This is a genomic window from Pseudoalteromonas maricaloris, from assembly GCF_024746855.1.
In the GTDB taxonomy this organism is placed as follows: Bacteria; Pseudomonadota; Gammaproteobacteria; order Enterobacterales; family Alteromonadaceae; genus Pseudoalteromonas; species Pseudoalteromonas maricaloris.
The window spans coordinates 1,358,248-1,378,072 of record NZ_CP024625.1; the positions used below are offsets into that span (position 1 = coordinate 1,358,248).

The 19,825-nt window shown below is 42.5% G+C and carries 21 protein-coding genes; 18 read left to right on the plus strand and 3 right to left on the minus strand.

What is annotated here, in order from left to right; translation table 11 throughout:
• Window positions 1-140: 140 nt before the first annotated feature.
• Window positions 141-617 (plus strand): LPP20 family lipoprotein, encoded by a 477-nt coding sequence (locus CTT31_RS05735; protein ID WP_039492591.1) that lies wholly within the window; start codon window positions 141-143, stop codon window positions 615-617.
• Between the two features lie 74 nt (window positions 618-691).
• On the opposite strand, the gene flgN is transcribed toward CTT31_RS05735, so the two are convergent.
• The 3 genes from flgN to flgA form a co-directional block, all read right to left on the minus strand.
• On the minus strand, window positions 692-1,120 hold the full coding sequence (flgN, locus tag CTT31_RS05740) for a flagellar protein FlgN (RefSeq protein ID WP_260492174.1): 429 nt from the start codon (window positions 1,118-1,120) through the stop codon (window positions 692-694).
• Window positions 1,113-1,436: a flagellar biosynthesis anti-sigma factor FlgM gene (gene flgM, locus CTT31_RS05745; protein ID WP_010369298.1), complete on the minus strand. Its 324-nt coding sequence runs from the start codon at window positions 1,434-1,436 to the stop codon at window positions 1,113-1,115. Before flgM ends, flgN begins: the two co-directional genes overlap by 8 nt.
• 72 nt (window positions 1,437-1,508) lie before the next feature.
• Window positions 1,509-2,216 (minus strand): flagellar basal body P-ring formation chaperone FlgA, encoded by a 708-nt coding sequence (gene flgA, locus CTT31_RS05750; protein ID WP_010369295.1) that lies wholly within the window; start codon window positions 2,214-2,216, stop codon window positions 1,509-1,511.
• Between the two features lie 140 nt (window positions 2,217-2,356).
• Between flgA and CTT31_RS05755 the strand changes: the two genes are divergently transcribed.
• From CTT31_RS05755 to CTT31_RS05835, 17 genes are all read left to right on the plus strand, one after another.
• Entirely contained in the window at window positions 2,357-3,289 is a 933-nt protein-coding gene (locus CTT31_RS05755) for a chemotaxis protein CheV (RefSeq protein WP_010606301.1), read from the plus strand.
• A 15-nt stretch (window positions 3,290-3,304) separates the two neighbouring features.
• Complete coding sequence (locus CTT31_RS05760) at window positions 3,305-4,138, plus strand: CheR family methyltransferase (RefSeq protein ID WP_045961733.1); 834 nt, start codon at window positions 3,305-3,307, stop codon at window positions 4,136-4,138.
• Between the two features lie 280 nt (window positions 4,139-4,418).
• Complete coding sequence (gene flgB / locus CTT31_RS05765) at window positions 4,419-4,829, plus strand: flagellar basal body rod protein FlgB (protein WP_017218088.1); 411 nt, start codon at window positions 4,419-4,421, stop codon at window positions 4,827-4,829.
• A 2-nt stretch (window positions 4,830-4,831) separates the two neighbouring features.
• Complete coding sequence (gene flgC / locus CTT31_RS05770) at window positions 4,832-5,263, plus strand: flagellar basal body rod protein FlgC (RefSeq protein WP_010369286.1); 432 nt, start codon at window positions 4,832-4,834, stop codon at window positions 5,261-5,263.
• A gap of 17 nt (window positions 5,264-5,280) precedes the next feature.
• Window positions 5,281-5,964 (plus strand): flagellar hook assembly protein FlgD, encoded by a 684-nt coding sequence (locus tag CTT31_RS05775; RefSeq protein WP_010606303.1) that lies wholly within the window; start codon window positions 5,281-5,283, stop codon window positions 5,962-5,964.
• 41 nt (window positions 5,965-6,005) lie between these two features.
• A complete protein-coding gene (gene flgE, locus CTT31_RS05780) occupies window positions 6,006-7,406 on the plus strand; it encodes a flagellar hook protein FlgE (protein ID WP_039492582.1) in 1,401 nt (466 codons plus the stop codon).
• A 123-nt stretch (window positions 7,407-7,529) separates the two neighbouring features.
• Window positions 7,530-8,294 (plus strand): flagellar basal body rod protein FlgF, encoded by a 765-nt coding sequence (locus CTT31_RS05785; protein WP_010369280.1) that lies wholly within the window; start codon window positions 7,530-7,532, stop codon window positions 8,292-8,294.
• 16 nt (window positions 8,295-8,310) lie between these two features.
• Window positions 8,311-9,099, plus strand: a complete 789-nt coding sequence (flgG, locus tag CTT31_RS05790; protein WP_039492578.1) for a flagellar basal-body rod protein FlgG — start codon at window positions 8,311-8,313, stop codon at window positions 9,097-9,099.
• A gap of 16 nt (window positions 9,100-9,115) precedes the next feature.
• Window positions 9,116-9,799, plus strand: coding sequence for a flagellar basal body L-ring protein FlgH (flgH, locus tag CTT31_RS05795; RefSeq protein WP_010606306.1), 684 nt, complete (start codon window positions 9,116-9,118; stop codon window positions 9,797-9,799).
• Window positions 9,800-9,818: 19 nt separating this feature from the next.
• Window positions 9,819-10,919 (plus strand): flagellar basal body P-ring protein FlgI, encoded by a 1,101-nt coding sequence (locus CTT31_RS05800; RefSeq protein ID WP_010606307.1) that lies wholly within the window; start codon window positions 9,819-9,821, stop codon window positions 10,917-10,919.
• Between the two features lie 108 nt (window positions 10,920-11,027).
• Window positions 11,028-12,002: a flagellar assembly peptidoglycan hydrolase FlgJ gene (gene flgJ / locus CTT31_RS05805; RefSeq protein WP_211859533.1), complete on the plus strand. Its 975-nt coding sequence runs from the start codon at window positions 11,028-11,030 to the stop codon at window positions 12,000-12,002.
• Between the two features lies 1 nt (window position 12,003).
• Complete coding sequence (gene flgK / locus CTT31_RS05810) at window positions 12,004-14,016, plus strand: flagellar hook-associated protein FlgK (protein ID WP_099030237.1); 2,013 nt, start codon at window positions 12,004-12,006, stop codon at window positions 14,014-14,016.
• 2 nt (window positions 14,017-14,018) lie between these two features.
• Window positions 14,019-15,254 (plus strand): flagellar hook-associated protein FlgL, encoded by a 1,236-nt coding sequence (gene flgL, locus CTT31_RS05815; RefSeq protein ID WP_211859534.1) that lies wholly within the window; start codon window positions 14,019-14,021, stop codon window positions 15,252-15,254.
• 316 nt (window positions 15,255-15,570) lie between these two features.
• Window positions 15,571-16,542, plus strand: coding sequence for a flagellin N-terminal helical domain-containing protein (locus CTT31_RS05820; RefSeq protein WP_039492570.1), 972 nt, complete (start codon window positions 15,571-15,573; stop codon window positions 16,540-16,542).
• 688 nt (window positions 16,543-17,230) lie between these two features.
• On the plus strand, window positions 17,231-18,205 hold the full coding sequence (locus CTT31_RS05825) for a flagellin N-terminal helical domain-containing protein (RefSeq protein ID WP_039492569.1): 975 nt from the start codon (window positions 17,231-17,233) through the stop codon (window positions 18,203-18,205).
• A gap of 154 nt (window positions 18,206-18,359) precedes the next feature.
• Window positions 18,360-19,331: a flagellin N-terminal helical domain-containing protein gene (locus tag CTT31_RS05830; protein ID WP_039492670.1), complete on the plus strand. Its 972-nt coding sequence runs from the start codon at window positions 18,360-18,362 to the stop codon at window positions 19,329-19,331.
• Window positions 19,332-19,409: 78 nt separating this feature from the next.
• Window positions 19,410-19,817, plus strand: a complete 408-nt coding sequence (locus CTT31_RS05835) for a flagellar protein FlaG (protein WP_211859535.1) — start codon at window positions 19,410-19,412, stop codon at window positions 19,815-19,817.
• The last annotated feature ends 8 nt before the right edge of the window (window positions 19,818-19,825 follow it).

A 19,825-nucleotide genomic window follows, 5' to 3' on the forward strand; every position in this document is an offset into this window, starting at 1 on the left:
GTTCGTGCATAATCATATTTTATGAAAGTTAATTTTATTTATTGCCAATACTAGATGAAACCACAACAACCCTTGCGAGACCAAGATGCTGGGGAAGTGTTAAATTTTGATTGGTATTTATTGTAGCGGAGTGTAGTGAAATGCGTATCACTAATTCTATCAGTGCAGTTGTTATGGTTTGCTCGCTAGCGGGACTCAGTGGCTGTTCAAGCCTCGTTGACAAGCACATTGAATATGAAACGGTGCAACCGGAAACCTTTCCTGTTTTACGGGCTGTGGGGTACGCGCCTTTGAGTGCTCAGCCGGGTAAAACTGCGGGTGAGAAGCAGCTGATGGCTATTAAAGTCTCAAAATTAGAAGCGTATCGTGAATTGGCTGAGCAACTGTATGGCCAAAATTTGACATCCACTATTACGGTAAAAGGTGCTATTGCGCAAAACGATGGTCTTAAGAGTCAAGTGAATGGACTCGTTCGAGGGGCTAAGGTGCTGAAAAGTTACGCTGTTGGTGATACTTACGCGACGGAATTGGAGCTTGATATGAAGCGCGTTTATGATTTGTATATTACTCAAGTCAAGCCGCAGAAAATTAAGAAGATATCTTACAGCTTTAAGTAAGCGCCCATCGCATGTTGCTTACTTAATGCGCTTCATTTCGGTTGTTCTTCAAAACTAAAATATGGCTGGCGTGGCTACGCCTTTAGGTTACGTACTAACTCACTGTCGCTACTTTTCACACTACCATCCTGACCATATGTAATCGAAGTTGGTGCGCCAATTAAGATCCCTTTTAGTTCACGTGTGCTTACATTGGCCTGATGAGCCGTTTTAGCATTGATTTCATTTTTGGTTTGGCACTCACTGAGTAATGCTCGCACTTTAGCGACGAGCGGGGCTACTTCATTGTGTTCAAAGACGTGAGACTCAGTTTTTGACAATTCATTGTCGAGCTTTTGCAGTTTTGAAATGAGAGTTAGCTTTTCACGAGCGATTTCTTTTAAATTGTCGCCACGTCGGGACGCAAGCTCGTCAAGCTCACGCGCTAGAAGCTGGGCCATCGCTTCTAGCGTTGAGATTTGTTCTGAAAGTTTGTGGTGGCAAAGCCGAACCAAATCATCCATATATTTCGAACTCAAATGCAGCTATGTTTTTGGCGAGTTTTTCCGCGTCAACTTGGTACTTGCCTTCTGCAATCGCTTTTTTCAATTCTTCGACTTTCTTGTCGTCAAAGCCTGATGATTGCTGCGCTTTTTCGTTGACTGTTTTCAGCTGTTGCGCTTGTGGAGTCAGACTGACTGAATCCGCAGCTGCTTTTGGTGTAGCAGGTGATTTAACTGATGCGCTGTTGGCATCATTTCTTTGCAATTCAGCTTTCTGTTGCTTAACATTATTAGCAACGGATGTAGACTGATTCTGACCGTTAACTTGATTAACCATGATTGTAGACCCAATAAAATTATACTCTCAGCCTTGTTATCGGCGTTTAATAGTATTACTTTAGCAAATTTTTTATAAATTCACCTCTACTGTTTCCACTTCTATTACTCTAGCACGTAAGGTTTTGCCAGAGCGAGAGTTTTTAATATTAATCAGTTCACCACGGTTGCCATCTTGCTGCGCTTCTCCTTGAGTTTTGATCACGAGTCCACCTGATTTAGCAATAATCGTCACAGTATCGCCTTTGCAGACCATGCAGATATGGGCTTGAGTAAAGGCTTGGCCTTCTCTTATATTACGTTTGCTGCGACTACCTATTAGTATCGACTTATCTTCAACATAAGAAACTCTGCGAAAACGTTTTGGCTGATACTCTATTTTTACATCTTCATCTTGAATAACACGGCCTTTTTCTAACATGGTTGCGCTAACTAATATGGGGAAGAGGTGATCGATACGTACGTGGACGTATTGAGTCCAGCTGAGGGTATCGTTGCATCTAATTTGTACTGTCACTTGAGTATCAAAAGGCGGAGCCATCGCTGTACTATATTGCAACGGTGACTGACAATCCCGTGCTGGAATTCTTGAATCAAGTGGTATAGCAGTCAGTGACAGCTGACTATCGGGATCCTGCTCTACATTTGGTTCAACAAATTCTATTGCGCTTTGTTCTAAAGTTTTGTTGTCATATTGCTGACAATAACCATAGTCAACGCCTATAAAATAAGCGAACAAACAAAAAAACTGAATGTAATGGGTTTTTTTTAACAAACTCATGATGTTTCGACTATGCTTATGGGGTGAAACAAGGTATAAAGATTCTGCTTTAATAACTGCACCTAATCAAGGGTGGTAAACCATATCAGAGTCGAAGCAAAGATCGTTCCGATTAGCGGTTTATACAGTAGGAGATTGAAATGGCAGGTATTTTAGACTCGGTTAACCAACGTACACAGCTGGTTGGACAAAACCGTCTCGAGCTATTACTTTTTCGACTTCAAGGTCGACAGCGCTTCGGCATTAATGTTTTCAAAGTCCGAGAAGTGCTTCAATGTCCAGCATTGACAAGCATGCCCAAGTCAAACCCGCTTATCCGAGGGGTTGCTCATATTCGAGGCCAAACTATATCCGTAATTGATATGTCACTTGCGGTAGGTGGACCTCCTATTCAAGATATTCGTAACTGTTTTATTGTGATTGCAGAATACAACCGTTCAGTCCAAGGTTTTCTAGTCAGTGCAGTAGAACGCATTGTGAATATGAACTGGGAAAAAATAATGCCACCGCCATCAGGGGCAGGTCGTTATTCCTATTTGACAGCGGTTACAGAAATTGAAAATGAGCTAGTTGAAATATTGGACGTAGAAAAGATCCTTAATGAAATTTGCCCAATCAACACAGAAGTCAGTGCTGATATTGTCTCTGATGGTGAAATGCAAAAAGATTTAGGCGAACGTATTGTATTTATTGCTGATGACTCTGCGGTTGCTCGTAATCAGGTCAAACGTGCATTGGAGCCATTAGGTGTTCAGACTGAGCTTGCGAAGAACGGCAAAGAAGCACTTATCAGGCTTCGCGAAATTGCGGAAATGGACTGTCAAAATAATGTCACCGAGCGAGTAGGGCTATTAATTTCTGACGTTGAAATGCCGGAAATGGATGGTTATACGTTAACGGCTGAAATAAAAGCTGATCCAAAATTAGCGCCATTGCATGTGATACTCCATACTTCACTGAGTGGCGTATTTAATCAGGCTATGATTGAGAAAGTGGGCGCTGATGATTTTATTGCTAAGTTTAACCCAGATGAATTAGCTTCAGCGGTTAAAAAATGGGTTCATTGTGATTAAAGCTGGTGGTAGCACTTGGAAAATAAGCATTTAGAGCAAAAAGAGTACGACCAATTTAGAACCTTTTTGGAGCAACAGTGCGGTATTGTACTGGGTGACAATAAATTGTACTTGGTCAAAAGCCGGCTTGCTCCTCTGATGGCTCGCTTTGGTGTGGAAACACTTTCGTCCTTAGTAGCTAAGACACTCAGTCCCCATGAGCGGCAATTGCGTGCCGCTGTGGTGGATGCGATGACAACGAATGAAACACTTTGGTTTAGGGATACTTATCCGTTCGAGCTAATTAAATCGAAAATCTTACCAGAGTTTAAAGACTTGAGACGCCCTGTTAAGATTTGGTCGGCGGCAAGTTCATCAGGACAAGAGCCATATTCAATCGCGATGTCTGCGAGTGAATATGTGAGTAAAAGCCCTGGTGCGCTGAAAATGGGTGTTCAGATTATCGGTACGGACATTTCTAATACAATGCTGGATATGTGTAAGAATGCTGAATATGACGCGTTGGCGTTGGCGCGGGGGTTATCGCCTGAGCGCAGAAAGAAGTTTTTTATGGATAGTGGCAATGGAATGGCTAAGGTAGTTGAACCGATCCGTAAAATGGTCAGCTTTAGACATTTAAACCTGCTAGATTCTTATGCGTTGATGGGTAAGTTTGATGTTATTTTCTGCCGTAACGTCCTGATCTATTTTTCACCTGAAGTGAAGGCCAAAATCATTTCGCAATTTGCTCAGTCGTTAAATCCTAATGGTTATTTGTTTTTAGGTGCGTCAGAATCGATGGCGGGTTTAAGTGACGACTTTAATATGATCCGTTGTAATCCTGGTATTATCTATCAGAAAAAGACTTAATATTCACATATAGCGGCAGGGACGTTCGCTATAATTAGGTATTGAATATTTGTACTCAGTCGCAGTTCCAGTGTCTACACTAATTAACCTTGGATTTTCTAAGTTCAACCGCTGACTCTTCAGACGCTTCCTCTTATTTATTTCACTCATCAATATTGGCTCAAGTTTAATTATTCCAAAAACACAATGTAAAACATTGAAATTTAATGAATAAATCTTGTTTTAAAACTGGCCTAAAGATTGCTTTGTCATACCTGAGTCAATTTTTTGGAGTCAGATAATGGCAATTAGTTTCGATAAAGCGTTGGGTATACATCAGCATACGATGCTGCTGCGCTCACAGCGCGCTGAAATTCTAGCAAGCAATATCGCAAACGCAGACACTCCAGGATACAAAGCTAAAGATATTGACTTTGCTAGTGCTTTAAAAGCGGCAAAGACAATGCAAAGAAGCGGCAATGATATGGTTAGAACAGATGCAAAACACCTCACTGGTGGTACCAAAATGAGTAATTCATCTGAGCTATATCGTTCGCCAAATCAAGCAGATACAGGTGATGGTAACTCAGTTGATATACAAGTGGAACGAAACTTGTATGTACAGAATGCATTAGAGTACCAAGCCAGTTTGCAATTTCTTGGTGGTAAGTTCAGTAGCCTTAAAAAGGCACTCGGCGGGCAAGGGGCATAACAATGAGTCTATATAACGTTTTCGATATTGCGGGTTCAGGAATGAGCGCACAGAATGTGCGACTTAATACCACCGCAAGTAATATCTCAAACGCAAACTCAGTGAGCTCTAGTCAGGATACTGTGTATCGCGCTAGACACCCTGTATTTGCCGCTGAACTTTCCAAAGCTGCAGCTTCCCAGAACAATGTTGCGGGATCTTCAGTTGGAGTAAAAGTCTTAGGTGTGGTTGAAAGCGACAAGCCGCTTCAAGTTGAGTACAACCCAAACCACCCAAGTGCTGACGCAAATGGCTACATTTATAAACCGAATGTGAATGTGGTAGAGGAGATGGCAAACATGATTTCTGCTTCTCGCTCTTACCAAACCAATGTTCAAGTTGCAGACGCTGCAAAGCAAATGCTTAGTAAAACATTGCAACTAGGCCAGCGCTAAATTGGGAGTAACAGCTGATGAGTAATAATGTAAATGCCACTTCTTCAACGGGTGTAGATTCACTCTACTGGGATAGGCAAAAACAGGCCGAGGAGAAAAAGCCCAGAGATGAGCTATCGCAAGAAGATTTCTTCTCGCTGCTTACTCAACAGCTCTCTTTCCAAGATCCAAGTAAGCCTGCGGACAACGATCAAATGATCGCGCAGATGACAAGCTTTACTATGGCTGAGGGGATCTCAAAGCTAAATGAGAATTTTGACTCGTTAGCTGCATCAATGACTTCTAACTCAGCGCTTCAAGCATCAACGCTGATTGGTAAAAAAGCATTACTCGAATCAACGACGTTAGAACATGGTGATGATGCACTTACAAAGGGCTCGGTGATTGTCCAAGAGCCTGTGCAGAATTTATCTGTGGGTATTTATGACGAATCTGGAGCGATTGTTAAGACGCTTGAGTTTGGTGAGCAAAGTGTAGGCGCTGTGCGTTTTGAGTGGGATGGTAAGAATAAAGATGGCGAGATGATGCCCCCTGGGGAATACACCATAAAAGCCGAAGGCATGATTGAAGGTGAATATCAGACTTTACCTTCGGCCACATTTAGAAATATTGACAGTGTTAATGTTAATGGTGCTAACGGCATCGTCATTAATACCAAAGAAGGCGCGGTGCGCTTAACTGATATTGCTGAAATAGCATAGTAGTTTTAAAGAATTAACCTTAAGAACTTAGAGGTGAGAGTATGAGTTTCAATATAGCACTGACAGGTATTGCCGCCGCGCAAAAAGACTTGGACGTAACAGCAAATAACATTGCTAACGTGAACACGACGGGTTTTAAAGAATCTCGCGCAGAATTTGCTGATGTTTACGCGTCTTCGGTTTTTAGCTCTGGCAAAACGAAAAATGGTGATGGTGTACAAACTACTATGGTAGCGCAGCAGTTTCACCAAGGGTCATTAAAGTTCACGCAGAACTCGCTAGACTTGGCGATTGAGGGCGAAGGCTATTTTGCCATGTCAAATTCTCTTCAATCACAGGATTTTACGTATTCTCGAGCTGGTGCATTTAAATTAAATAAAGACAACTTTATCGTGAATGCAAAAGGTGACTACTTGCAAGGCTTCCCTGTTGATCCATCAACAGGTGATACAACGTCTTTGAGTCTAAGCACAACATCGCCAATTCAAATTCCAGATGCATCAGGGTCTCCTCGAGCAACATCGCAAATTTATACATCATTTAATCTAGATGCAACGGCGCAGCCACCTACGATTGCATTCGATCCTACGCAAAGTGCATCGTATAACTCAAGAACGGCAATTACGGTATATGACTCACTGGGTGAATCACATACACTGCAGCTATTCTTCAGAAAAACGGCGGATAATGAATGGTCAACTTACGCAACAATGGACGATAAGCCATTTAACCACAATGCGCAGCAAATTGACCCAACCGCTACACCACCTGTGCCATACACTCCAGTAAGCGTATTTCGTTTTGACGCAAGTGGTATTCCTTCACAAACAGCGGATGATCCATCAGCTTCACCACTGACATTTAGTAACAATACGGGTACGACGTTTAACCCGCTTAGTCTTGCAGGTCCTCAAGATGCGGTCGATCCAACTATTGGTATGTCAAACTTGTTAGAAAACGGCGCAACCTTCCCGAATGATATTGTTGTTAACTGGCGTGATGAAGCAAACACGGCTCAGAAGTTACCGACACAATATTCATCAGGTCGATTTGAAGTGAAAGCTCTGGAACAAGACGGTGCAACCGTAGGTCGACTAGCTGGTATTGATATTGGTACTGATGGCAAAGTAGTAGCTTCATACACTAACGGTGACTCGACTTTCCTAGGGCAAGTCGCGCTCGTACGCTTCCCGAATTCTCAGGGCCTCCAAGCGATTGGTAATACTGAGTGGAAGAAAAGTCTATCTTCCGGTGAGCCACTAGCAGGCGAGCCAAACACAGGTACGCTTGGTGGTATTAGTTCATCGGCGTTAGAGCAATCGAACGTCAACCTCACAAACGAGTTAGTTGACCTTATCAGTGCCCAGCGTAACTTCCAAGCGAACTCTCGAGCGCTTGAGGTTAACTCAACATTACAACAAAATATATTACAGATCCGATAATATATTATGCCCTCCAAAGGCTGCTACAAAGGCAGCCTTTTTTATGCCCGTCAAAAACATCTCATCACTTTGGCACTGTGTTTGCATTAACTAGATTAAGTTTGAATTTTATAGGTCATCGTCATGGATAAAATGGTGTATATCGCAATGTCAGGCGCTAAGCAGAGCTTACGCGGTGTGGCACTCAAAGCGAATAACCTTGCTAATGCCAACACGACTGGCTTCAAAGCAGATTTTGCTCAAGCGCGTTCAATGCAGGCATTCGGAGAAGGATTACCCTCTCGGGTTTTTGCTATGCAAGAACGTCCAGGTACTAATATGACCGGTGGTGCAATCGTTGAAACTGGCCGTGAGCTTGATATTGCAGTAGATGATAAGTCGTGGATCAGCGTCGTTGATGCGTCGGGCGAAGAAGCGTACACCAAAGTCGGCACGCTTAACATTCGTAATGACGGTGCGTTAGTCACAGCTCACGGGCGTCAACTTATTGGCGAAGGTGGACCTATTGTCTTACCTATCCCCGTTGATAAAGTGGTGTTTAGTGACGATGGCTCTATTCAAGTGCGTCCACAAGGTGCCCCCGCTAACTTTCTTGAGGTGGTTGATAGGCTGAAAATTATTGAAGCAGATAATAGTAAGCTACAGAAAGGTAATGACGGGCTCTATAGACCAAAAGAAGATAAGTTAGAAGATGGGATCTGTGGTTTTTGTGAAATATCTCCAACTGCAAAAGTAATGAGTGGCTTCTTAGAGATGTCCAACGTCAATCCCGTTCATGAGATGGTGGATATGATCAACCATCAAAGACAATTTGAAATGCAAATTAAGCTGATGAAAACAGCTGAAGAAATAGATGAGCGACACACTTCGCTCCTACGCATAGTTTAAGAGTGAGGTAGAGATTATGAATCCGGCATTGTGGATAAGTAAAACAGGCTTAGATGCTCAGCAAACTGATATTTCAGTTATTTCGAACAACTTGGCAAACGCCAGTACCGTCGGCTACAAAAAGAGCCGCGCGATATTCGAAGACTTACTGTATCAAAACATCAATCAGCCAGGTGGCCGCAGCTCTCAAGATACAGAACTACCATCGGGCTTAATGCTTGGTGCAGGTGCCAAAGTGGTTGCTAACCAAAAGAATTTTTCTCAAGGTAATATGTTAAGTACCGAAAACTCTTTGGATTGGATGATCCAAGGGCCGGGCTTTTTTGAGATTCAGATGCCAGATGGCACAACTGCGTATTCAAGAAACGGTCAGTTCACGACGGATGAAGAAGGACGGATAGTTACTTCAGGTGCGGGTTTTCCTGTGTTACCAGAGATGAATGTGCCCGACGATGCACAGTCAATCACTATTTCTCAAGATGGCGAAGTATCAGTGCGCGTTGCAGGGCAAGCTGAAAACGTTGTCATTGGGCAGTTGACGATCAGTGACTTTATTAATCCATCAGGTCTTGAGCCAATTGGTCAAAACCTGTACACAGAAACTGCGGTAAGTGGTGCACCTGTACAAGGTAACCCAAGCGTTGAGGGGTTAGGTAAAGTAGTTCAAGGCGCACTTGAGACGTCAAACGTTAATGTTACCGAAGAGCTTGTAAATCTAATCGAGACACAACGCGTGTACGAGATGAATTCAAAAGTGATTTCAACGGTAGATCAGATGCTGAGCTACATTAATCAACAGTTGTAATTGGGTAGGGGGTATTATGCGTGCATTATATTTAGCCATCGTAACGGTCGCTGCATTATCTGGATGTAGTACAACACAAAATAAAAATGTGGTGCGTGACGATCCGTATTATGCACCTATCTACCCCGAGGATAATCAAGCCCAAATGGTAGCAACAGGGTCATTGTTTAATACGCAGTTTTCCAATGATCTTTATGCTGACAAAAAAGCGTTAAGAGTCGGTGATATTATTACCATCGTACTCAGAGAAACGACTCAGGCGACCAAAGCTGCGAATTCTGAGCTGGATAAATCCAGTGATTCAAGCTTAGACCCTGTGATTGGTCTTGGCGGCAATGCCATCAATATTGGGAAGGAAGCGATACAGTTTGGTGCTAAATCCAGCTCTTCTTTTTCTGGTGATTCGAAATCTAATCAGTCAAATAGCTTATTCGGGAATATATCGGTCAATGTCACCCGAGTATTGCCTAACGGTAATTTAGTGATCCGCGGCGAAAAGTGGTTAACGCTCAATACTGGCGAGGAATTTATTCGCTTAGAAGGATTGGTAAGACCTCAGGATGTGACCGCAGATAACACCGTTGAGTCCAATCGAGTGGCAAATGCCAGAATTCAATATTCAGGTAAAGGCGACCAACAAGAAGTGCAAAGCGCAGGTTGGTTAACGAGTTTCTTTATGAGCGCGCTGATGCCGTTTTAAGGTGCTGAAAATGAACAATATGCTTAAGAATATTTTGCTTATCGGTGCGGCCATTACGTTGGTTGGTTTTTCTTCTTTGGCATCTGCTGAGCGAGTTAAAGATGTCAGTATGGTTGAAGGTGTTCGTTCAAACCAACTGGTTGGCTACGGCCTAGTTGTTGGCTTGCCTGGTACTGGTGAGCAAACCAGATTTACCGAGCAAAGCTTTAAAGCGATGTTGAACAGCTTTGGCATAACGATGCCCGCAAGCTTAAAGCCAAAAATTAAAAATGTTGCGGCTGTTGCGGTTCATGCTGACTTACCACCTTTTGTTAAACCCGGTCAAACCATTGACGTTACTGTGTCATCTATTGGTAGTGCAGGTAGTTTGAGAGGCGGCACGTTGCTTCAGACCTTTCTTAAAGGGGTTGATGGTAACGTATATGCAATTGCGCAAGGTAGCTTGATTGTCGGTGGTTTAGGCGCTGATGGTGCCGACGGGAGTCGAGTTGTGATCAACACCCCGACAGTAGGGCGTGTGGCAAATGGCGCGACAGTGGAGCGAGCAGTACCAAGTCCGTTTACTCAGGGGGATTACATTACCTTTAACTTGAATAGACCAGATTTTACTACCGCAAAGCGCTTGGCCGACACTATCAATGGTCTTGTTGGACCAAACAGTGCTAAACCTATGGATGCAGCTTCAGTTCGAGTGATTGCACCAAGAGATCCGTCTCAGCGCGTTGCGTATTTATCTACGCTAGAGAATCTTGAATTCAAACCAGCGGATACCGCTGCGAAGATCATCGTTAACTCGCGCACAGGTACTATCGTTATCGGCAAAAATGTCAAGTTGCAGCCTGCGGCAATTACTCATGGCGGCCTTACCGTAACGATTGCTGAGCAACAAAATGTGTCTCAACCTAATGCGCTGGCGAATGGCGAAACAACAGTGACGCAGCAAAGTATTATCGACGTAAATCAGGACGACTCTCGAGCGTTTGTGTTTGACCCAGGCGTGAGCCTTGATGATTTGGTTAGGGCAATTAACCAAGTTGGCGCAGCGCCTGGTGATTTAATGGCGATCCTTGAAGCGCTAAAAGAAGCGGGCGCAATAAATGGTCAATTAGTCGTCATTTGATGTTCTATTATTAATCAACTAGTTAGCCTCACAATTGTGAGGCTTTTTTTTGGCTCGGATTTTGCATTTCTATTTGTATAGTTATTAACGTCAAACAGTGCTGAGTGTATGAACACCGACCAATTGAAAAATCAAAGCTTTTTTGACCTAGGAAACCTTGATTCGATCCGTAAAGAGGCGCTGAAAGGTGCTGGCGATCAAGGTGCCTCAGATCAGGCATTGAAAAAGGCGGCACAACAGTTTGAGTCTATCTTTACGCAAATGTTGTTACAAAGCATGCGTAAAGCGAATGAGGCGCTAGAGGATAAAGACAGTCCATTTAACTCTAGTGGTGTCAAATTTTTTGAAGAAATGCATGATCAGCAACTTTCGATGCATTTATCTGAGCAGGGCAGCTTAGGACTTGCAGATCTGATTGTGCAGCAGTTGTCTCCTAATTCTGAAAAGTATAAGCCTGCCTCAGTAATGAGATCTGACGGCGATATTTCCTTTAAAAGACAGGCGACAGCGAGTGAGAGTGTACGTAAACCTGAACCGCAGGCTGTCAATGTTAAGGCAGATACCTCAAGCGGTGAACAAACAGGCTTTGGTTCTCCTGAGGAATTCGTCGACAAAATTTGGGAATACGCTCAAACAGCTGCGAAAAAGCTAGGCTTGAACCCTGCGGTAATGGTTGCACAAGCTGCACTGGAAACCGGTTGGGGTAAGCACATCATCAGCAAAAAAGATGGTAGTAGCAGTTTTAATCTATTCAATATCAAAGCGGATAGCCGCTGGAGTGGTGAAAGTGCCAGAAAATCGACACTTGAATTTGAGCAAGGGTTACCTGTGCAAAAGCAAGCCGATTTCCGTGCTTATAAGTCGCTAGAACAAAGCTTTGATGATTATGTCAGTTTCCTAAAAGGTAATCCGAGATACGAGCAAGCCTTAAACAAGGCTGGTGATAGTCATGCTTATTTAAGTGAGCTTCAAAATGCAGGCTACGCGACCGATCCGAATTATGCCAACAAAATTAAGTCAGTTTTAAAGCGTATTGATGTATCCGATTTCTTATCCGGTGCGCTAACAAAGGGAGTCAGATGAGATGTCATTTGATCTATTAAATATTGGTGCAGCAGGGGTTAGGGCTAACTCTGAGTTACTACAAACCACCAGTAAAAACATCGCTAACCTAAATACCAAAGGGTATATCCGTGAACGGACTGAACACGGAACAATGATAGGTGGCATGGTTGGCCGCGGTGAAACCGTGCGTTTGCTCAACCAATTTGCGCAGCAGCAATTAAATCGTGATATTTCTAATCAGTCTTACTATGAGCAGTTTGTCACTGAGGCAAGCCGCGTTGATACGTTGTTTGCACAAGACTCAAACAGTCTGAGCAAGAGTATCAACTCGATGTTTAACAATTTACAAAGCGCGATTAACTTACCTTCATCGACAACTAACCGCTCTTTATTTATGACGGGCGCTCAAGGCCTTGTTGATCAAATGGATAGACTGTCAGGTATTGTTGTTGATCAAAACAGTATTGTGAACGAGCAATTGGATATTTTCTCAGAAGAAGCCAACAATCTTGTGCAAAAAATCAGCGAATTAAATAAACAAGTAGCGAGTAAATCAGCACTCAATCTGAACAATGTCGATCACAGTGTACTTAACGAGCGAGATCAAGCTATCAAGGAGCTCGCTGAACTTGTAGATATAGAAACACTCGATGGTGAAAATGGCGAGAAGCTCGTATTTTTAGGCACTGGGGATGCACTTGTGATGCAAGGTGGAGCCTTCAATTTATTCGCGATGAAAGGCAACCCAGATCCTAACCATAAAGAACTAATCCTAGACATTAAAGATAAAAATGTTGTGCAGCTCGAGTTAGATAGTGGCAGCTTGAAAGGCAAAATCGGCGGGTTACTGGCATTTAGAGATGAAGTGTTGATCCCGGCACAAAACCAACTAGGTCAAATTGGCCTCGCATTAGCCGATGCTTTTAATCAGCAAAATAGATTGGGAATGGACTTAGATGGCAACATAGGTGGAGATATATTTAAAATACCTACCGTGGGTGGCTTTGCTTACAGCGAGAATACAGGCACCGCAGCGCTTACGGCAACCCTTGAGCCAGGGCGCGGCAATGAGTTGCCAGCTACCGATTTCCAAGTTACTTATACCAGCGCAACAACCGTTGAAATAACAGCTGTAGATGCCAAAGGCAATCCTATCGGAACTCCGACGACTGGTAATATTGCAGGTGGAGTCATCACGGGAACGGGCGATTATTTTGGCTTACAAATGAACGTAACAGGCAGTGGTGCAACAGGAGATAGATTTCTTGTGAAATTAAATCAACAGGCTGCAACTGGATTGGAGCTTGCAACTCAAAGACCAGAAGCACTCGCATTAGCGTCGCCAATTCGTACTGAAAAATCAGCAGACAATAATGGTACGGCGACCATTTCAGCTGGAGTCGTCACTGATACCGATCCTGCGACCAGTGCGTTTACTGCGGGAACGCCGCCAACGTTGAATGATGGTCCTTATACTTTGACAAAAACAGCCAACGCTAACGAATATACGTTAACCAGTAATTCAGGTACAACGCATACCTTTACGGCTCCTGCGGATGGCAAAGATATTCTTTCTGGAGTGGGAGCTGCGCCTGCACCTTTTGATAATCTTGGCTTCACTTTCGATATTGAGGGTACGCCGAATACCGGTGATAGTTTTGAGATTAGTTTTAACACTGGTGGCTTTGATGACAACCGTAATGGTGCAGCGCTCGATGGTCTGAAATCATCGGATTTAGTTAGACAAAATGTAGAGTCTACAGGTAGTACAGAAAGCCATAAAACCTTTAATGAAGCATATGCCGATATTGTCACTGGTGTAGGGGTTATCACCAATCAAGCAAAAACCAATGGCGCGGCATTTGAAGCGTTAGCCAATCAGTCAAGCGCATGGTTTGAATCTCTATCGGGCGTAAACCTAGATGAAGAGGCGGCCAACTTGTTACGTTTTCAACAGTCTTACTCGGCTTCAGCGCAAGTCATTTCAGCAGCAAGAACTGTGTTCGATACCTTATTAAGTGCAGCGAGGTAATTATGCGTTTATCTCAAAATCAAATTTTTAATTCTAATCTCAATTCTATTTTGCGTAATCAGCAAGACGTGAATAAAGCAACACAGCAGCTGAACACGCAAAAGCGGGTATTGAGTGCTTCTGATGATGCTTCAGCGACTGCAAGAGCCATGCTTTTTGATGACAGGATCCAAGCAAACGATCAGTTTACTAAGAACCTGACAATGTTGTCTTCGAGATTAGATACTCAAGAGTCAGTACTAGAAAATATTAAAACGGCCATTGATAGCGCTTACGCGAAGTCGATACAGGCAGGTAACGGTGGGTTATCTGACGTTGACCGTGAAGCGATTGCTGATGAGTTAGAGTCAATCCAAGATACTATTTTGGATTTGATGAACTCAAAAAGTGAGGATGGTAAGTTTATATTTTCCGGCTACCAAGATAATACGCAAACCTACAGCTTTGATTCTGCCACTGGAAAGTACGTATATAACGGTGACCAAGGACAGCATAAAATAAAAGTCTCTGAAGGGGTCGAGATACGTTCCAGTGATAACGGTTTTGATGTATTTGAAAGTGCAGAGAAGCGACTGAATATTACTTCAAATACAGGTGTGGTTTCTGGTGGTATCACCTCTGCATCGGTTTATGTAGATGAGCAAGCTGTGTTTGATAAGTTTCATAAAGCGAATTACAACGCGGATCCAAGTGCGCCTGCAGGTGCAAACACCTTTGACTTAGTGGTGACAGCGGGTACGCCAAATACTTACCAGCTTGAGCAGGGGGGAACGGTTATTTCAACCGGTACTGCAGAAGGCGGAACTATTAAAGTCGCTGGCATGGAGTTTGACTTCGCTGGTGCTGCGCCAGGCCAAATAAGCTTTGATTTGGAAAAGCCTCAGAAGGAAAACATTCTAAATACATTAGAATCTATGATTACGTCATTGAGAGACACCAGCATTACGGGTGATGATTACAAACAGGTACTGGCTGATGGCATTACTGGCCTAGATAATGCCAAGATTAAAATATCGCAAGGACAAGCGGGGCTTGGTGGCAGGTTAAATGCTGCAAAGCTTGTATCTGATGCAAATTCAGACTTGGACGTTGATAATAAAGCAAATAAAGCGGCTTTAATTGAAGTCGATTTTTATTCAGCGATTTCAGAGCTCACCAAGCATGAAACTGCATTACAGGCCTCTCAGGCAACATTTGGCCGCCTAACTAACCTTTCTTTATTAGACTACATTCGTTAAAAAGGTAGCCTTTAAAGGTTACCTTCTTCAAAACAGCCTAAAACACTACTATCTAATTTAATGTATTGAAAGTAATAGTACTTTCAATACATTTCTTCAGTATAAGCTCATAGCCATAACTTCCTGTCCTTTGTTCCATATAAAACAAAAAGTCTCGTTCAATCAGTTGTTTATGTTTTTTTTAAAAAAAACACTAAAGGAAAATTTTTGCCGACCGATAACTTAAATAACCAAGCCGGAGAGTGAAAAACATTCAAAGGTTGGAAAGTTTCTAAGTTTGAGAGTGAAAGACTCGATTTAAAGTGGGAGAACCATCATGGCACTTTATGTAAATACTAACGTAAGTTCATTGAACGCACAAAGACAATTAATGCAATCTGGTAACGCACTAGATACATCATTTAAGCGTCTATCTTCAGGCTTTCGTATCAACAGCGCTGCTGATGATGCTGCAGGCCTACAAATTTCTGACCGTTTGACTTCACAAATCAATGGTCTTAATCAAGGTAACCGTAACGCGAACGACGGTATCTCTCTTGCTCAAACTGCAGAAGGGGCAATGGACGAAGTAACTTCAATGTTCCAACGTATGCGTACCCTAGCTCAACAAGCTTCAAACGGTTCGAATACTGATGAAGACAGATTGGCGATTCAAGAAGAAATCCGTTCTTTAGCATCAGAAGTTAACCGTGTAGCAAAAGATACAACTTTTGGTGGACAAAATTTACTAGATGGCTCATACGAGGCTAACTTCCAAGTCGGTGCTGATGCAGTACAGACAATTGGCTTCAGCATGAAAAACGTTGGTTCGTCTGCGAATGGTTCCAACTCTTTGACAGCAAATGGCGGCTTCACAATGTCTGGTATCGCGGGGATCGCTTCCGCGGTAACTGGCAAAACAATGTCGACCCTTGCTGCTGGTATCAGTAATGTTGGTACAGGTGTTACAGAAGCGACAGCTGGTTTCACCAACATGGCAGCTACAATCATTAGTGTATCGTCACAGGAAAATGCACAACAAGTGTTAGCTGCGATGGATTCAATGATTGCAGTAGTTGATAAGAAACGAGCTGAGCTTGGTGCGGTACAAAACCGATTCCAATCAACTATTCGTAACCAATCGAATATTCAGGAAAACTTATCAGCTGCAAAATCTCGAGTGAAAGATACTGACTTTGCTCAAGAAACAGCTAGCTTGACTAAAATGCAGATTCTACAGCAGGCAAGCCAAACAATTCTAAGCCAGGCTAACCAACGTCCTCAAGCTGCACTAAGTCTACTAGGATAATTTAACTAGGATGGTAAAAGGTGCCTAAGCCAGATGGGGTATTTGCTTAGGCACCGAATTGGATGATAAAGCGGAGGAGCTAAAAAATCCAATAGCGTTCATTAAAACAATGAACACGTTAATTAAAGCACATACCATGCCAAGTTTGTGTTAAAAAAATGACACTCACTCTCAAACTTACTAAAGAGGGGCTAGCCAGCCCCTCTTTTACTTCATATAACTTCCTTTATACCAACTATATATAGAGCGTAAAATCTGTTTGTTTGCCGCTAAATCAATGTATGAGGTTTGGATAAGGCATTAGATGTTCGATGCACAGATTATTTAACCAGCGACTTCAATGCCTAGGCTATTTTGTCTAAGATTTATTGGTGAGCATCGCTCACACGGTATATGAGTACCGCTCAAATAAGCACAGTAAATTGACGCTAAGATAATCTCTATATCCAAATTTCAAAATAGAAATCTATAAATTTCATATTTATCATGGTTTTAAATTAAATTTTTAGCTATGTCTATAACCTTGTGTCTTTTTGGCCTGTAACTTGCTTTAAACCCAGTAGAGTTAATTTTGGCGTCAAAGTGGCAATTGGTTGCCTTAGTAAAAAGAAAACCTGAAACATGCATGCCGCTTTGTCATTTAACTATCTATCAATTAGATATTGATTTGGCAAAAAGAGAGTGAGTTATGGCTTTATATGTAAATACCAATGTCAGTGCAATTAATGCACAAAGACAATTGACTAATTCAGGTAATGAACTAGATACTTCTTTCAAGCGTCTATCATCTGGTTTGCGGATAAATAGTGCTGCTGATGATGCTGCAGGTTTACAGATCTCCGACCGATTAAATTCACAGATCATGGGACTTGAACAAGGCAACCGTAATGCGAATGACGGTATTTCTCTTGCTCAAACAGCTGAAGGTGCAATGGACGAAATCACCTCTATGTTCCAGCGAATTAGGACGCTTGCACAACAGGCTGCAAACGGCTCTAATACCGATGAAGACCGTTTAGCGATCCAAGAAGAGATTCGTCAGCTATCAGCTGAAGTAAATCGAGTCGCAAGTGATACAACATTTGGTGGTCAAAATCTACTTGATGGAACCTACTCTGCAAACTTTCAAGTAGGTGCAGATGCCGTTCAAACAATTGGTTTTAGCATGAAGGAAGTTGGCTCTTCTGCAAACGGTAGCAACTCAATGACCACCAATGGTGGTTTCACTATGTCTGGAATAGCGGGGATTGCGTCTGCGGTTTCAGGTAAAGGGATGTCAGTGTTGGCTGCTGGTATTAGTAATATTGGCACCGGAGTAACAGAAACGACTGCCGGTTTTACGAACATGGCTGCAACTTTGATAAGTGTTTCTTCGCAAGAAAATGCTCAACAAGTTCTCGCAGCGATGGATGCAATGATAGCAGTGGTGGATAAAAAACGTGCAGAGCTGGGTGCTGTTCAAAACCGCTTTCAGTCGACCATTCGAAATCAGTCGAACGTATCTGAAAATCTAAACTCAGCGAAATCGCGAGTAAAAGACGCAGACTTTGCTTTAGAAACTGCAAAGTTAACGAAGAATCAGATTTTACAACAAGCTAGCCAAACTATATTAGGTCAAGCAAATCAACGACCTCAAGCAGCTTTAAGTCTACTACAAGGCTAATGAGTTAAATTTTTTTAAAAAAAAGCTAAAGCTTCCTCTTTTATAGTCGATAGAAGAGTTAGAGAACTATCAATCTAGTACTCTAACCTCTTCAATACTGCAGGGTAGGGGTATCCCGCAGCATTGAAATATGTATTATAAAGCGGAGGCTATTATGGCTATTTACGTTAATACCAATGTCAGTTCATTGAATGCACAAAGACAATTGATGAACTCAGGTAGTGCGCTTGATACTTCTTTTAAAAGATTGTCATCAGGCTTTAGAATAAACAGTGCAAAAGATGATGCTGCAGGTATGCAGATCTCGAACCGTCTAACAGGACAAATTAATGGATTAAACCAAGGTATTCGAAATGCGAATGATGGTATTTCTCTTGCGCAAACCGCAGAGGGTGCTTTGGATGAGACGACACAAATGTTTCAGCGTATTCGTACGCTAGCGCAACAAGCATCAAATGGTTCGAATACAGACGAAGACCGATTAGCACTGCAAGAAGAAATTCGCTCATTGGCGTCGGAAGTTAACCGTGTTGCTAAAGACACAACTTTTGGTGGTCAAAATCTACTAGATGGCACCTATGATTCAAATTTCCAAGTTGGCTCTGATGCCGTTCAGACTATAAGCTTTAGTATGAAAGACGTTGGTTCGTCTTCAAACGGCTCTAACTCTTTGACAGCAAATGGTGGCTTCACAATGTCTGGTATCGCCGGCATTGCGTCAGCAGTATCAGGAAAAACAATGTCAACATTAGCTGCTGGTATCAGTAATGTTGGTACTGGAGTTACAGAGGCTACCGCTGGTTTCACCAACATGGCTGCCACCGTAATTAGTGTATCTTCGCAAGAAAATGCACAGCAAGTACTGGCTGCAATGGATACCATGATTGCGGTAGTTGATAAGAAACGTGCTGAGCTTGGTGCGGTACAAAACCGATTCCAGTCAACTATTCGTAACCAGTCAAATATCCAAGAAAACTTATCAGCAGCTCAATCTCGAGTTAGAGATACCGATTTTGCTCAAGAAACAGCCAACCTGACTAAGATGCAGATTTTACAACAAGCAAGTAGCTCTATTTTGAGCCAAGCTAATCAGCGTCCACAGGTAGCACTATCGTTACTTGGGTAATATTCTGAGAAAAGCGTCAAGTTTGGGAATGTTCGCGAACTTGGCGTATACTCTTTATAGGCTTTACAGGAGGTCTAGATGAGTGATGTTCAAATTTCTCAAGGGCTAAACTATTCGGTTGATAGCCAACTGATTAAGCAACCAAGACAAGAATTAAACAATGAACGCGGTAATACTCCAGATGGAGTAAAACCTGAAGATTCACCTGAGCATAATGGCGAAGGTGCTAGCAGTAATGAACAGTTAATATCAGAAGTTAAAGACAATTTAGCAAGACTAAACGATGTTATCCCCGTTACGGCTACGAACTTACAGTTTCAACTTGATGAAGAGGGTGATCCTCCAGTTGTTCTTGTTTTAGATAAGTCTAGCAATGAAGTAATTAGGGAAATTCCTTCAAAAGAGTTTAGGGAAGTAGCTAAGGCTTTGGAAGAGTTTGCCGATAAACTTACAAAGCGTGGCGTGTTATTTGATAGAACCGCCTGATATAGATT

What these genes read in the sequence shown, in the direction of transcription:
- CTT31_RS05735 (WP_039492591.1), top strand. Translation starts at nt 141, where the DNA reads ATGCGTATCACTAATTCTATCAGTGCAGTTGTTATGGTTTGCTCGCTA.
- flgN (WP_260492174.1), bottom strand. Translation starts at nt 1,120, where the DNA reads ATGGATGATTTGGTTCGGCTTTGCCACCACAAACTTTCAGAACAAATC.
- flgM (WP_010369298.1), bottom strand. Translation starts at nt 1,436, where the DNA reads ATGGTTAATCAAGTTAACGGTCAGAATCAGTCTACATCCGTTGCTAAT.
- flgA (WP_010369295.1), bottom strand. Translation starts at nt 2,216, where the DNA reads ATGAGTTTGTTAAAAAAAACCCATTACATTCAGTTTTTTTGTTTGTTC.
- CTT31_RS05755 (WP_010606301.1), top strand. Translation starts at nt 2,357, where the DNA reads ATGGCAGGTATTTTAGACTCGGTTAACCAACGTACACAGCTGGTTGGA.
- flgB (WP_017218088.1), top strand. Translation starts at nt 4,419, where the DNA reads ATGGCAATTAGTTTCGATAAAGCGTTGGGTATACATCAGCATACGATG.
- flgC (WP_010369286.1), top strand. Translation starts at nt 4,832, where the DNA reads ATGAGTCTATATAACGTTTTCGATATTGCGGGTTCAGGAATGAGCGCA.
- CTT31_RS05775 (WP_010606303.1), top strand. Translation starts at nt 5,281, where the DNA reads ATGAGTAATAATGTAAATGCCACTTCTTCAACGGGTGTAGATTCACTC.
- flgE (WP_039492582.1), top strand. Translation starts at nt 6,006, where the DNA reads ATGAGTTTCAATATAGCACTGACAGGTATTGCCGCCGCGCAAAAAGAC.
- CTT31_RS05785 (WP_010369280.1), top strand. Translation starts at nt 7,530, where the DNA reads ATGGATAAAATGGTGTATATCGCAATGTCAGGCGCTAAGCAGAGCTTA.
- flgG (WP_039492578.1), top strand. Translation starts at nt 8,311, where the DNA reads ATGAATCCGGCATTGTGGATAAGTAAAACAGGCTTAGATGCTCAGCAA.
- flgH (WP_010606306.1), top strand. Translation starts at nt 9,116, where the DNA reads ATGCGTGCATTATATTTAGCCATCGTAACGGTCGCTGCATTATCTGGA.
- CTT31_RS05800 (WP_010606307.1), top strand. Translation starts at nt 9,819, where the DNA reads ATGCTTAAGAATATTTTGCTTATCGGTGCGGCCATTACGTTGGTTGGT.
- flgJ (WP_211859533.1), top strand. Translation starts at nt 11,028, where the DNA reads ATGAACACCGACCAATTGAAAAATCAAAGCTTTTTTGACCTAGGAAAC.
- flgK (WP_099030237.1), top strand. Translation starts at nt 12,004, where the DNA reads ATGTCATTTGATCTATTAAATATTGGTGCAGCAGGGGTTAGGGCTAAC.
- flgL (WP_211859534.1), top strand. Translation starts at nt 14,019, where the DNA reads ATGCGTTTATCTCAAAATCAAATTTTTAATTCTAATCTCAATTCTATT.
- CTT31_RS05820 (WP_039492570.1), top strand. Translation starts at nt 15,571, where the DNA reads ATGGCACTTTATGTAAATACTAACGTAAGTTCATTGAACGCACAAAGA.
- CTT31_RS05825 (WP_039492569.1), top strand. Translation starts at nt 17,231, where the DNA reads ATGGCTTTATATGTAAATACCAATGTCAGTGCAATTAATGCACAAAGA.
- CTT31_RS05830 (WP_039492670.1), top strand. Translation starts at nt 18,360, where the DNA reads ATGGCTATTTACGTTAATACCAATGTCAGTTCATTGAATGCACAAAGA.
- CTT31_RS05835 (WP_211859535.1), top strand. Translation starts at nt 19,410, where the DNA reads ATGAGTGATGTTCAAATTTCTCAAGGGCTAAACTATTCGGTTGATAGC.